Genomic DNA, 11,875 nt, shown 5'->3' with positions numbered 1-11,875 from the left:
AGCCCTCGGTACAATCGAACGGTTCACTTTCGGGAGGAATGCAATGCGGATCACGGGACTCGGCCACGCCGGGATGTTCATCGAGACGTTGGGCGGGAACATCATCTGCGACCCGGTCCTCGGGCCGTCGTTCTACGGCTCCTGGTTCCCGTTCCCCGACAACCGCGGCCTCGACTGGGAGCGGTTCGGCCGCGAAGCCGACTTCCTCTGGATCTCGCACCGCCACCGCGACCACTTCGACCCGAAGCTGCTCGAGCGCTACATCCGCAAGGACATCGAGGTGCTGCTTCCGGAGTACCCGACCGATGACCTCGAGAAGGACATCCGGGCGCTCGGCTACACGAACATCACGTACGCACCGGCCGGTCAAGTGATCCAGCGCGGCGAGCTCAAGATGATGATCACGCCGCTGCGCGCGCCCAGCGACGGCCCGATCGGCGACTCTTCGCTGAGCGTCGACGACGGCACCGGCTCGGTGCTCAACCAGAACGACTCGCACCCGCTCGACCTCGAGAAGCTGCTCGACTTCGGCAAGCCCGATGCCTACTTCACCCAGGTGTCGGGTGCCATCTGGTGGCCCATGGTCTACGACCTGCCGCTCGACGCCAAGCAGAACTTCGCCCGACTCAAGCGCGAGGCGCAGAACAAGCGCGCCATGTACTACATCGAGAAGGTCGATGCCCCGCACGTCTTCCCGATGGCCGGCCCGCCCATGTTCCTCCGCGACGACCTCTTCGACTTCAACGGGCTCGGCAAGAACGGCGAATCGATCTTCACAGATCAGAAGCAGTTCCTCGCGCACATGAAGGAGCTCGCGCCGCAGTACGACGGCCAGCTGTTCATTCCCGGCACCGTGGTCACGGTCGACGGGGGAGCGGTCACGACCGAGCAGACCCTGTACACCGAGGCCGAGATCGCGCACATCTTCGATGAGAAGTGGGACTACCTCGAGGAACAGCGCGCGAGCCGTCAGCAGGAGATCCGCGACGAGGAGGCCTCTCGCGCCGAGATCATCCCGCCGGCGGAGATGCTCGAGGCGATCAAGAACTGGTGGGAGCCGCTGCTGAAGAAGTCCCGCACGATCCGACTCGGGGTCGGCGGCTGCGTGCGCTTCCGCATCGGCGAGCTCGACATGGTCGTGGACTTTCCGCGGGCCAAGGTCCGCGAGTATGCGGGCGAAGAGTGCGTGTACTGGTACACGATCCCCGCCGACCTCGTCTCGACCAACATCGTCGACCACGAGATCGACTGGTCGAACTCGATCTTCCTTTCCATGCAGTTCTCCGTGGGACGAAGCGGCAAGTTCAACGAGTTCCTCACCACGTTCCTCAAGTGCCTCTCGGTCGACCGCATCGAGTACGTCGAGAACTGGTACCAGGAGCAGACCGACCAGACGGAGGATGCCGAGATCGGCGACTGGGTCGTGCAGCGCCGCTGTCCGCACCTGCGCGCAGACCTCACCCGTACGGGAACGGTCGACGAAGACGGCATCCTCACGTGCAGCATGCACGACTGGAAGTGGGATCTGAAGACCGGGCGCTGCCTCTCCACCGCCGGTCACGCGATCCGCTCCTCGAAGATCGACGACGTCACCGACCCGGTACTGCAGGAGGCGAGCTGACCTGTACCACCTCGGCATTGCGGTGGTACTCCGACGGCATGCCCACAGCCTTGACGCGGATTCAGGTCACCCAGACCGCGCAGCTCCGAGATTCTGTGGAGCTCGCGGAGCAGGAGTGGCCCGGCCTGCCGAAGTCCGAACTCGTCGCGAGGCTGGCGGTGCTGGGCGCCGAGGCTCTCGCCAGCAGGCGTTCGGCAAAGCGGGCAGCGCGACGCGCCGCGCTGGAGGCGTCGAGAGGAACGGTCGCGTATCCACCGGGGTATCTCGAAGAACTCCGGAAGGACTGGCCGGAGTGATCGTGCTCGACGCCGGTGTGCTCATCGCGCACCTCTCGGTGGATGACATCCATCAGGACGCGGCGTTCGAGATCCTCGACACAGAGGAGGATCTGCTGATCCACCCGCTGACGCTGGCGGAAGCCCTGCTGCACCCCGCTCGCATGGGCACGGAACTCGCCGACCTCGCGAAGATCGATTCCCTCGGGCTCTTGCGGCGCGAGGAGACGGTGGACGAAGCGGTCCACATCGCGCGTCTGCGAGCAGCATCGTCGCTGAAGCTGCCGGATTGCGCCGTCCTCGTCACAGCGGAAGAGTTCGGCGCCACGCTCGCCACCTTCGATCGTCGACTCGCGAGCGTGGCCCGCGAACGCGGCGTCGCTGTCGTGGGTGCCTGAAGGCTCCGATACACTGGCATGACAAGCAACCTTTAACACCGTCCTGTGAGGCGGAGAAGGGAGCGGCCGATGAGCATGCGCACCGTGCTGCACGAAGCCGACATCTCACGAGCGTTGACCCGTATCGCGCACGAGATCCTCGAATCCAATCGAGGCGCCGAGAACCTCGTCCTGCTGGGCATCCCGACCCGCGGAGTCACTCTCGCACATCGCCTCGGCCTGCTGATCAGCGAGATCGCACAACGGTCCGTCCCGGTCGGATCACTCGACGTCACGCTGTTCCGCGATGACCTCGCCAAGCACCCGACCCGATCCCCGCAGCCCACCGCGATCCCGGTCGGCGGCATCGACGGCAAGACGGTGGTGCTCGTCGACGACGTGCTCTTCTCCGGTCGCAGCATCCGGGCCGCACTCGACGCGATCCAGTCGATCGGCCGCCCCGCGGTCGTGCGCCTGGCGATCCTCGTCGATCGTGGGCACCGCGAGCTTCCGATCCGTCCCGACTTCATCGGCAAGAACATCCCCTCCGCCCGCACCGAGCGGGTCAACGTGCGTCTCTTCGAGAACGACGGCGCCGAGGAGGTGACGATCGGCGAATGAGACACCTCCTCGACACCCGCACGCTCGACCGAGCGTCCGCGTTGCGCGTCCTCGACGTCGCCGAAGACATGTCCGACACCCAGTCGCGCGAGGTCAAGAAGCTCCCGACACTGCGCGGTAAGACCGTCGTGAACCTCTTCTTCGAGGACTCGACTCGCACGCGCATCTCGTTCGAGGCCGCGGCTAAGCGCCTCTCCGCCGATGTCATCAACTTCGCTGCGAAAGGTTCGAGCGTCTCGAAGGGCGAGAGCCTGAAGGACACCGCGCAGACGCTCGAGGCCATCGGCGCCGATGCGGTCGTGGTGCGACACCCCGGCTCCGGTGCGCCGCAGACGCTCGCGACGAGCGGCTGGATCTCGGCCGGAGTCGTGAACGCCGGCGACGGCACGCACGAGCACCCGACCCAGGCGCTGCTCGATGCCTTCACGATCCGCAAGCGCCGCTTCGGCGCCGACAGCCGCGGCCAGGACCTGAGCGGGATGCGCGTCGTGATCGTCGGCGACGTCCTGCACTCGCGGGTCGCCCGCTCGAACGTCTGGCTGCTCACCACGCTCGGGGCCGAGGTCACCCTGGTGGCACCGCCGACGCTGGTTCCGCAGAACGTCTCGCTCTGGCCGGTGCGGGTCGTCTACGACCTCGATCAGGCCCTCGCGGACGAGCCGGACGCGGTGATGATGCTGCGCATCCAGCTGGAGCGGATGAACGCCGCGTATTTCCCGACTGAGCGGGAGTATTCCCGACGCTGGGGTCTGGACGCACGGCGTGTGGCCACTCTTCCGGGCGGTAGCATTGTGATGCACCCCGGACCCATGAACCGGGGACTGGAGATCTCCTCGGAAGCTGCCGATTCCCCCCGCTCGACGGTGCTGGAACAGGTGACGAACGGAGTGTCCGTCCGCATGGCGGTGCTGTACCTGCTGCTGGCAGGAGAACGAGACGACGAACGAGGGGGAGACCTGTGAGCGAGACCCTCGTCATCACCGGTGCGCAGCTGCTCGGTGCCGAGAGCGCCGACATCATCATCGAGGACGGTCGGATCGCTGAGATCGGCAGCGGGCTGAGGCGTTCGGGCGCTCGCGTCATCGACGCGGCGGGCCTCGTCGCGCTGCCGGGTCTGGTCGACCTGCACACCCACCTCCGCGAGCCCGGCTACGAGGCATCCGAGACGATCCTCACCGGCACGAAGGCCGCAGCCGCCGGTGGTTTCACGGCCGTCTTCGCCATGCCCAACACCTCACCGGTCGCCGACACCGCGGGCGTGGTCGAGCAGGAACTCGCGCTCGGCGAAGCGGCTGGCTACGCCACCGTGCAGCCCATCGGCGCGGTGACCGTCGGCCAGAAGGGCGAGCGCCTCGCGGAGCTGGGCGCGATGGCGACCTCGCGCGCGCAGGTCCGCGTCTTCAGCGACGACGGCTTCTGCGTGTTCGACCCGCTGATCATGCGCCGCGCGCTGGAGTACGTGAAGTCCTTCGGGGGCGTCATCGCCCAGCACGCGCAGGATCCCCGCCTCACCGAGGGCGCCCAGATGAACGAGGGCACCGTCTCGGCAGAACTGGGCCTCGCCGGCTGGCCCGCTGTCGCCGAGGAGTCGATCATCGCCCGCGACGTGCTGCTCGCCGAGCATGTCGGTTCGCGCCTGCACGTGTGCCACCTCTCGACCGCGGGCTCGGTGGACATCATCCGGTGGGCCAAGAAGCGCGGCATCGACGTGACGGCCGAGGTCACCCCGCACCACCTGCTGCTGACCGACGAGCTGGTGCGCGGATATGACGCACGGTACAAGGTGAATCCTCCGCTGCGTCGCGAAGAGGACGTGCTCGCCGTGCGCGAGGGCCTCGCCGACGGCACGATCGACATCGTCGCCACCGACCACGCCCCGCACCCGAGCGAGCACAAGGCGTGCGAATGGCAGGCCGCCGCGAACGGCATGGTGGGCCTCGAGAGCGCACTGCGGGTCGTGCACCAGTCGATGGTGCAGACCGGGCTGCTCGAATGGTCCGACGTGGCACGCGTGATGAGCGCCACGCCGGCGCGCATCGGCCGGCTCGCCGGCCACGGCACGCCGCTGGAGGTCGGTCAGCCCGCCCAGATCACTCTGTACGACGCCTCCGTCGACGGCGTCTTCACGGAGGCGGATCTGCACGGTCGCAGCGTGAACTCGCCGTACCTCGGCCGCGCTCTTCCCGGACGCGTCGAGTACACGATCCACGGCGGCATCCTCACGGTCGACGGCGGCAGCGTCGTCGAGGAGCTTCGCGCATGAGCGCTCGGGACCTCGCCGTCGCGATCACGATCGCGGTCGCGCTCCTGGTGCTGCTCGCGATGCTGTTCGCCTGGCGACGACGAATCCGCCGCGACTCCGTGTTCACGGCCCCGCTGGGGGTTCCGGAGCACGCGGAGGTCTCCCGCCGCGACGAGGTGCTGTACGTGTCGACGACACGGCACGAGCAGCCGCTCGAGCGTCTGGCGGTCTCGCCTCTCGCGTACCGGGCCCGCGGTGAACTCGCCCTCACGGATCGCGGCATCGCCCTCTGCCTCGACGGCGCGCCGACGGTGTTCCTCGCGAACGCCCGGCTCGTGGCCGTCGACCGCGCAACCGTCACGATCGACCGGGTCGTCGAGCCCGGCGGCCTCGTGCGCATCGCCTGGAACATCGACGACGACACGATCGTCGACAGCTACCTGCGGCTCGCCACCGGCGACCCGCAGACACTCATCTCCGACCTGCAGCGGCTCGTCCCCGCCGCCCCCGACACAGGAGCAACGTCATGACACTCTCGACACCCCCCGGACAGGCCGCTGCGGCCCAGCTCCCCGATCCCGCCGTCCTCGTCCTGGAAGACGGCACCCGCCACACCGGACGCGCATACGGCGCCCGCGGCCGCACCCTGGGCGAGGTCGTCTTCGCGACCGGCATGTCCGGCTACCAGGAGACGATCACCGACCCCTCGTACGCGGGGCAGATCGTCCTGCAGACCGCGCCGCACATCGGCAACACCGGCATGAACGACGAGGACGCGGAATCCCGCCGCATCTGGGTCGCCGGCTACATCGTGCGCGACCCTTCGCGCGTGGTCTCCAATTGGCGTGCGAACGCCTCGCTCGACGACGTGCTCGTCGAAGACGGCGTCGTGGGCATCAGCGGCATCGACACCCGTTCGATCACCCGCCACATCCGCTCGGCCGGCTCCATGCGCGGCGGGATCTTCTCCGGCGCGGACGCCGCCCTCGATCCGGAAGAGCAGGTGCGCATCGTCCGGGAAGCGCCCGAGATGGCGGGTCGCAACCTCTCCGCCGAGGTCTCCGTCGACGTCGCGACCATCACGACGGCCATGGGGAACCGGATCGGCAACCTCGCCGTGCTCGACCTCGGTGTGAAGCAGGCGACGATCGACAACCTGGCCGCCCGCGGCTTCGAGGTGCACGTGCTCCCGCAGGACGTGACGATCGACGAGATCCGCGCGATCGACCCCGTCGCCGTCTTCTACTCGAACGGCCCCGGAGACCCGGCGGCCTCCAGTGACCACGTCGAACTGCTCCGCTCGGTGCTGGACGACGGCCTCCCGTTCTTCGGGATCTGCTTCGGCAACCAGCTGCTGGGTCGCGCGCTCGGCCTCGGCACCTACAAGCTGCCCTTCGGCCACCGCGGCATCAACCAGCCGGTGCTCGACAAGGAGACCGGGAAGGTCGAGATCACGGCCCACAACCACGGCTTCGCGGTCGAGGCGCCCCTGGAGGGCTCGTTCGACAGCCCGAACGGCTACGGCAAGGTCGAGGTCAGCCACGTCGGCCTCAACGACAACGTCGTGGAGGGACTCCGCGCCCTCGACATCCCCGCCTTCTCGGTGCAGTACCACCCCGAGGCGGCGGCCGGCCCGCACGACGCCAATTACCTCTTCGACAGGTTCCGCGACCTGGTCATCGCAAGCCAGAAGGACTCCAAGTAATGCCCAAGCGCGACGACATCAACTCCGTCCTCGTCATCGGCTCCGGCCCGATCGTCATCGGCCAGGCCTGCGAGTTCGACTACTCCGGCACCCAGGCGTGCCGCGTGCTCCGCGAGGAGGGCGTCCGGGTCATCCTGGTCAACTCCAACCCGGCCACCATCATGACCGACCCGGACTTCGCCGACGCGACGTACATCGAGCCGATCACGTGGCAGGTCATCGAGACGATCATCGCGAAGGAGCGCCCCGACGCGATCCTCCCGACGCTCGGTGGTCAGACCGCGCTGAACGCCGCGATCGAGCTGCACAACCACGGCATCCTGGAGAAGTACGACGTCGAGCTCATCGGCGCCAACTTCGAGGCGATCAACAAGGGCGAGGACCGCCAGATCTTCAAGCAGCTGGTCCTCGATGCCGGCGCCGACGTGGCGGACTCCCGCATCGCCCACACGATGGACGAGGTCCTGGCGGCCGCCGACGAGCTCGGCTACCCGCTGGTGGTCCGCCCGAGCTTCACGATGGGCGGCCTGGGCTCCGGGTTCGCGTACGACGAGAGCGACCTGCGTCGCATCGCCGGCGCGGGCCTGCGCGACTCACCCACGACCGAGGTGCTCCTGGAGGAGTCGATCCTCGGCTGGAAGGAGTACGAGCTCGAGCTCATGCGCGACACCGCCGACAACACGGTCGTGGTCTGCTCGATCGAGAACGTCGACCCGGTCGGCGTGCACACGGGTGACTCGATCACCGTCGCACCCGCGTTGACCCTCACCGACCGCGAGTACCAGAAGATGCGCGACATCGGCATCGACATCATCCGCGCCGTGGGCGTCGACACCGGCGGCTGCAACATCCAGTTCGCGGTTGACCCGTCGAACGGCCGCATCATCGTCATCGAGATGAACCCGCGCGTCTCGCGGTCCAGCGCTCTGGCGTCGAAGGCGACGGGATTCCCGATCGCGAAGCTCGCGGCCAAGCTGGCCCTGGGCTACCGTCTCGACGAGATCCCGAACGACATCACCGGTGTGACGCCGGCGAGCTTCGAGCCCACGCTCGACTACGTCGTCGTCAAGGTGCCGCGCTTCGCCTTCGAGAAGTTCCCGGCAGCCGACGCGACTCTGACCACCACCATGAAGTCGGTGGGCGAGGCGATGGCGATCGGCCGCAACTACGCGACCGCCCTCCAGAAGGCCCTGCGTTCTCTGGAGAAGCGCGGATCGAGCTTCCACTGGGGCGCCGAGGAGCGCTCGGTGGAGGAGCTGCTCGAGATCTCGAAGATCCCGACCGACGGTCGGATCGTGACGCTGCAGCAGGCCCTGCGCAAGGGCGCGACCGTCGAGCAGGCGTTCGATGCGACGGCCATCGACCCGTGGTTCCTCGACCAGATCGTGCTCATCAACGAGGTCGCCGAGATCGTGCGGACGGCTCCCGAGCTGGATGCCGCGACCCTCCGCTACGCCAAGGAGCACGGGTTCTCCGACGCGCAGCTCGCCGAGATCCGCGGCACGAACGAGGCAGAGGTGCGCGGCGTCCGCCACGGCCTCGGCATCCGCCCGGTGTACAAGACGGTCGACACCTGCGCCGGCGAGTTCCCGGCCCTGACGCCGTACCACTACTCGAGCTACGATTTCGAGACCGAGGTCGCGCCGTCCGAGCGGACCAAGGTCGTCATCATCGGATCGGGCCCGAACCGCATCGGTCAGGGTGTGGAGTTCGACTACTCCTGCGTGCACGCCTCGTTTGCGTTGTCGGACGCCGGGTTCGAGACCGTGATGGTCAACTGCAACCCGGAGACCGTGTCGACCGACTACGACACCTCCGACCGCCTGTACTTCGAGCCGCTGACGCTCGAAGACGTGCTGGAGGTTCTGGACGCGGAGGCGGCGAGCGGAACGATCCTCGGAGTCGTGTGCCAGCTGGGCGGTCAGACGCCGCTCGGGCTCGCGAAGGGCATCGAAGCGGCGGGTTACACGGTGCTCGGCACCAGCCCCGAGGCGATCGACCTGGCCGAGGAGCGCGAGCTCTTCTCCCGTCTGCTCGACGACGCAGGTCTCGTCGCGCCGCGCAACGGCACCGCGATCGACGTCCAGGGCGCAGTGCGCATCGCCGAGGAGATCGGCTACCCGGTGCTGGTGCGCCCGAGCTTCGTCCTCGGCGGCCGGGGCATGGAGATCGTCTACGACACCGCATCGCTGCGTGACTACTTCGTGCGCACCGCGGGCGAGGTCGTGATCGAGGAGGGCAAGCCGCTTCTGGTCGACCGCTTCCTCGACGATGCGATCGAGCTCGACGTGGACGCACTCTACGACGGCACCGATCTGTACATCGGCGGCGTCATGGAGCACCTGGAAGAGGCGGGCATCCACTCGGGCGACTCCAGCTGCACGCTGCCGCCGGTCTCGCTCGGCCGCACCGACGTCGACCGCGTGCGTGAGGCCACCCTCGCGATCGCGAAGGGCGTCGGCGTGCGCGGACTACTGAACGTGCAGTTCGCCATCAGTGCCGGCGTGCTCTACGTCATCGAGGCGAACCCTCGCGCCAGCCGCACCGTGCCGTTCGTGTCGAAGGCTCTCGGCATCCCGATGGCCAAGGCGGCCAGCCGCATCATGACTGGATCCACGGTCGCCGAGCTGCGCGCCGAGGGCATGCTCCCTGAGCAGGACGGATCCCGCGTGCCTCTCGACGCCCCGGTGTCGGTCAAGGAGGCCGTGCTCCCGTTCAAGCGGTTCCGCACCGCAGACGGCAAGACGGTCGACTCCATCCTCGGACCGGAGATGCGCTCGACCGGAGAGGTCATGGGCATCGACCGCGACTTCCCGACGGCTTTCGCGAAGAGCCAGGCAGCGGCCTACGGTGGCATGCCCACCTCGGGAACCGTGTTCATCTCGGTCGCCGACTCGGACAAGCGCGCCGTGATCCTGCCCGCGCACCGTCTGCAGCAGTTGGGCTTCAACATCGTCGCGACCGAGGGCACCGCCGAGATCCTCTCCCGCAACGGCATCGCCGTGACCCTGGTCGAGAAGTACAGCGCGACGCAGGAGTCGGGGGCGAAGAACATCGTCGACCTCATCAACGAGGGAGCGATCGACATCGTCGTGAACACCCCGTCGGGTGGGGCCGCTCGTGCCGACGGCTATGAGATCCGTGCGGCGGCCGTCGCCGCGGACAAGGCCCTGTTCACGACCATGGCCGTGCTCGGCGCAGCCGTGAGCGGCATGGATGCGGCCCACGAGGGCTTCCAGGTGAAGAGCCTGCAGGAGTACGCGCTGGACCGGAAGGCGGCACTGTGAGCGAACGCTTCGGCGAGCGGGTCCGCGCGGCATTGCACGCGCGCGGACCGCTCTGCGTCGGCATCGACCCCCACGCCGCGCTGCTCGCGGCGTGGGGGCTGACCGACGACGCGCAGGGCGTGCGTGAGTTCGGTCTGCGCACGGTCGAGGCTGCTTCCGGGCGGGTAGGCATCGTCAAGCCGCAGGTCTCGTTCTTCGAGCGCTTCGGTTCGCAGGGCATCGCTGCGCTCGAGGACGTCCTCGCAGCAGCGCGTGCAGCCGGCCTCCTCGTGATCGCCGACGCCAAGCGGGGCGACATCGGATCGACGATGGATGACTACGCGCGTGCGTGGCTCACCCCGGGTTCCCCGCTCGAAGCCGACGCGCTCACGGTCAACCCGTTCCTCGGCGTCGGCGCTCTCGACGGAGCATTCGCGCTGGCCGCCGACCACGGCAAGGGGCTCTTCGTGCTCGCCGCGACCAGCAACGCGGAAGCCGAGTCGCTCCAGCGGTCCGTGAACGCGTCCGGCGACACGGTGTCCGCCTCGGTCATCGCCGAGGTGACCGCCCGCAACGTCGAGTCGTCGCCGGCACGGGAGTGGGGCAGCTTCGGCTTCGTCATCGGTGCGACGGTCGACTGGGCTCTGGCGGGAATCTCCGCATTCACTCCGGCCGCCCCCATTCTCGCCCCGGGCTTCGGCGCGCAGGGAGCGACGCCGGCAGACCTCCGCGCCCGCTTCGGCGCGATGACCGACGCGGTGATCGCGACGGAGAGCCGCAGCCTGCTCTCCGCCGGTCCCGTCGACCTGGCCGAGGCGATCAGCGCACGCGCCGCCGAGTACCTCGAGGTGGCCGGTGTCTGACGCGCAGCGCACGGTTCCCGAGGTCGACCGGGCCGCGGCGGCACGACGCGCCGTGGAGCGCCGACGCGCCAGGGCTTCGGTCAAGCGCGACCTCACTATGCGGGTGGTGACCCCGCAGACGGTGCTGCATCGAGCCACGGCGGACGCCGACTCGGTCGAGGGATCGATGCGCATCACCGATTTCCTCCTCGCTCTCCCCGCGATCGGGGCCGGCAAGCGCGACCGCGTGCTGGACGAGCTGCAGATCTCGCCCGTGAAGCGCCTGGGTGGGCTCGGAGCTCGGCAGCGCCGAGTCCTGGAGGAGTGGCTCGACTCACGGTTCCCGGTGCCGACCCCGCGCGGTGCACGCAGCCGCCTGCTGGTGCTCGCCGGACCCACCGCCGTGGGCAAGGGCACCGTCGCCGCGCACATCCGCGAGCACAACCCGGAGATCCATCTGTCGGTGTCGGCGACCACGCGGCCTCCGCGCCCGGGGGAGATCGACGGCGTGCACTACTACTTCGTGGACGACGCGGAGTTCGACCGGCTGATCGCCGAGGACGAGCTCCTCGAGTACGCCGTGGTCCACAACCGCTCCCGTTATGGAACGCCCCGTGCGCCGATCGATGAAGCGCTGGCCGCGGGCATGACCGTCCTGCTCGAGATCGATCTGCAGGGCGCACGTCAGGTGCGGGCCGCAGAACCGGCCGCGACACTCATCTTCCTACTGCCTCCGAGCTGGGACGAGCTGGTGCATCGGCTGGTCGGCCGCGGTACCGAGGATGCCGAGGAGCGCGCCCGCCGATTGCGCACCGCGAAGGGCGAACTCGCCGCTCAGAACGAGTTCGATCACCTCATCGTGAACGAGGACGTCGCCACTGCGGCCCGCGAGGTCGTAGAATTGTCTTCAAGCTCTGCGCGCTGAG

The 11,875-nt window shown here is 68.4% G+C and carries 11 protein-coding genes; all 11 read left to right on the top strand.

The features are described from left to right. Window positions 1-43 precede the first annotated feature (43 nt). The 11 genes from DW298_RS18660 (at window position 44) to gmk (ending at window position 11,874) form a co-directional block, all read left to right on the top strand. Window positions 44-1,621, top strand: coding sequence for a Rieske 2Fe-2S domain-containing protein (locus DW298_RS18660; protein ID WP_136043952.1), 1,578 nt, complete (start codon window positions 44-46; stop codon window positions 1,619-1,621). A gap of 38 nt (window positions 1,622-1,659) precedes the next feature. Continuing rightward, window positions 1,660-1,917 carry a hypothetical protein gene (locus DW298_RS19455; RefSeq protein WP_168429601.1) on the top strand — a complete coding sequence of 86 codons (258 nt, stop codon included), beginning with the start codon at window positions 1,660-1,662 and terminating at the stop codon, window positions 1,915-1,917. Beyond that, window positions 1,914-2,294 (top strand): PIN domain-containing protein, encoded by a 381-nt coding sequence (locus DW298_RS19450; protein WP_168429602.1) that lies wholly within the window; start codon window positions 1,914-1,916, stop codon window positions 2,292-2,294. The genes DW298_RS19455 and DW298_RS19450 overlap by 4 nt, the downstream gene beginning before the upstream one ends. Before the next feature lie 69 nt (window positions 2,295-2,363). Then, a complete protein-coding gene (pyrR, locus tag DW298_RS18650; protein WP_136043950.1) occupies window positions 2,364-2,894 on the top strand; it encodes a bifunctional pyr operon transcriptional regulator/uracil phosphoribosyltransferase PyrR in 531 nt (176 codons plus the stop codon). Continuing rightward, entirely contained in the window at window positions 2,891-3,856 is a 966-nt protein-coding gene (locus DW298_RS18645) for an aspartate carbamoyltransferase catalytic subunit (RefSeq protein ID WP_136043949.1), read from the top strand. The genes pyrR and DW298_RS18645 overlap by 4 nt, the downstream gene beginning before the upstream one ends. Further along, entirely contained in the window at window positions 3,853-5,157 is a 1,305-nt protein-coding gene (locus DW298_RS18640) for a dihydroorotase (RefSeq protein WP_136043948.1), read from the top strand. Before DW298_RS18645 ends, DW298_RS18640 begins: the two co-directional genes overlap by 4 nt. Further along, window positions 5,154-5,666 carry a hypothetical protein gene (locus DW298_RS18635; protein ID WP_136043947.1) on the top strand — a complete coding sequence of 171 codons (513 nt, stop codon included), beginning with the start codon at window positions 5,154-5,156 and terminating at the stop codon, window positions 5,664-5,666. Before DW298_RS18640 ends, DW298_RS18635 begins: the two co-directional genes overlap by 4 nt. After that, entirely contained in the window at window positions 5,663-6,841 is a 1,179-nt protein-coding gene (gene carA / locus DW298_RS18630) for a glutamine-hydrolyzing carbamoyl-phosphate synthase small subunit (RefSeq protein ID WP_136043946.1), read from the top strand. The genes DW298_RS18635 and carA overlap by 4 nt, the downstream gene beginning before the upstream one ends. After that, entirely contained in the window at window positions 6,841-10,128 is a 3,288-nt protein-coding gene (gene carB, locus DW298_RS18625; protein ID WP_136043945.1) for a carbamoyl-phosphate synthase large subunit, read from the top strand. Before carA ends, carB begins: the two co-directional genes overlap by 1 nt. Further along, window positions 10,125-10,970, top strand: coding sequence for an orotidine-5'-phosphate decarboxylase (gene pyrF / locus DW298_RS18620; protein WP_136043944.1), 846 nt, complete (start codon window positions 10,125-10,127; stop codon window positions 10,968-10,970). Before carB ends, pyrF begins: the two co-directional genes overlap by 4 nt. Continuing rightward, a complete protein-coding gene (gene gmk, locus DW298_RS18615; RefSeq protein WP_136043943.1) occupies window positions 10,963-11,874 on the top strand; it encodes a guanylate kinase in 912 nt (303 codons plus the stop codon). The genes pyrF and gmk overlap by 8 nt, the downstream gene beginning before the upstream one ends. Window position 11,875 lies beyond the last annotated feature (1 nt).

The organism is Microbacterium sp. A20, assembly GCF_004794515.1.
In the GTDB taxonomy this organism is placed as follows: domain Bacteria; phylum Actinomycetota; class Actinomycetes; order Actinomycetales; family Microbacteriaceae; genus Microbacterium.
Note: the sequence above shows the minus strand (reverse complement) of the source record. Positions and strands in the feature narration are given on the sequence as shown.

Coding starts and splice junctions, on each gene's coding strand:
- DW298_RS18660 (WP_136043952.1), top strand. CDS start 44: ATGCGGATCACGGGACTCGGCCACGCCGGGATGTTCATCGAGACGTTG.
- DW298_RS19455 (WP_168429601.1), top strand. CDS start 1,660: ATGCCCACAGCCTTGACGCGGATTCAGGTCACCCAGACCGCGCAGCTC.
- pyrR (WP_136043950.1), top strand. CDS start 2,364: ATGAGCATGCGCACCGTGCTGCACGAAGCCGACATCTCACGAGCGTTG.
- DW298_RS18645 (WP_136043949.1), top strand. CDS start 2,891: ATGAGACACCTCCTCGACACCCGCACGCTCGACCGAGCGTCCGCGTTG.
- DW298_RS18635 (WP_136043947.1), top strand. CDS start 5,154: ATGAGCGCTCGGGACCTCGCCGTCGCGATCACGATCGCGGTCGCGCTC.
- carA (WP_136043946.1), top strand. CDS start 5,663: ATGACACTCTCGACACCCCCCGGACAGGCCGCTGCGGCCCAGCTCCCC.
- carB (WP_136043945.1), top strand. CDS start 6,841: ATGCCCAAGCGCGACGACATCAACTCCGTCCTCGTCATCGGCTCCGGC.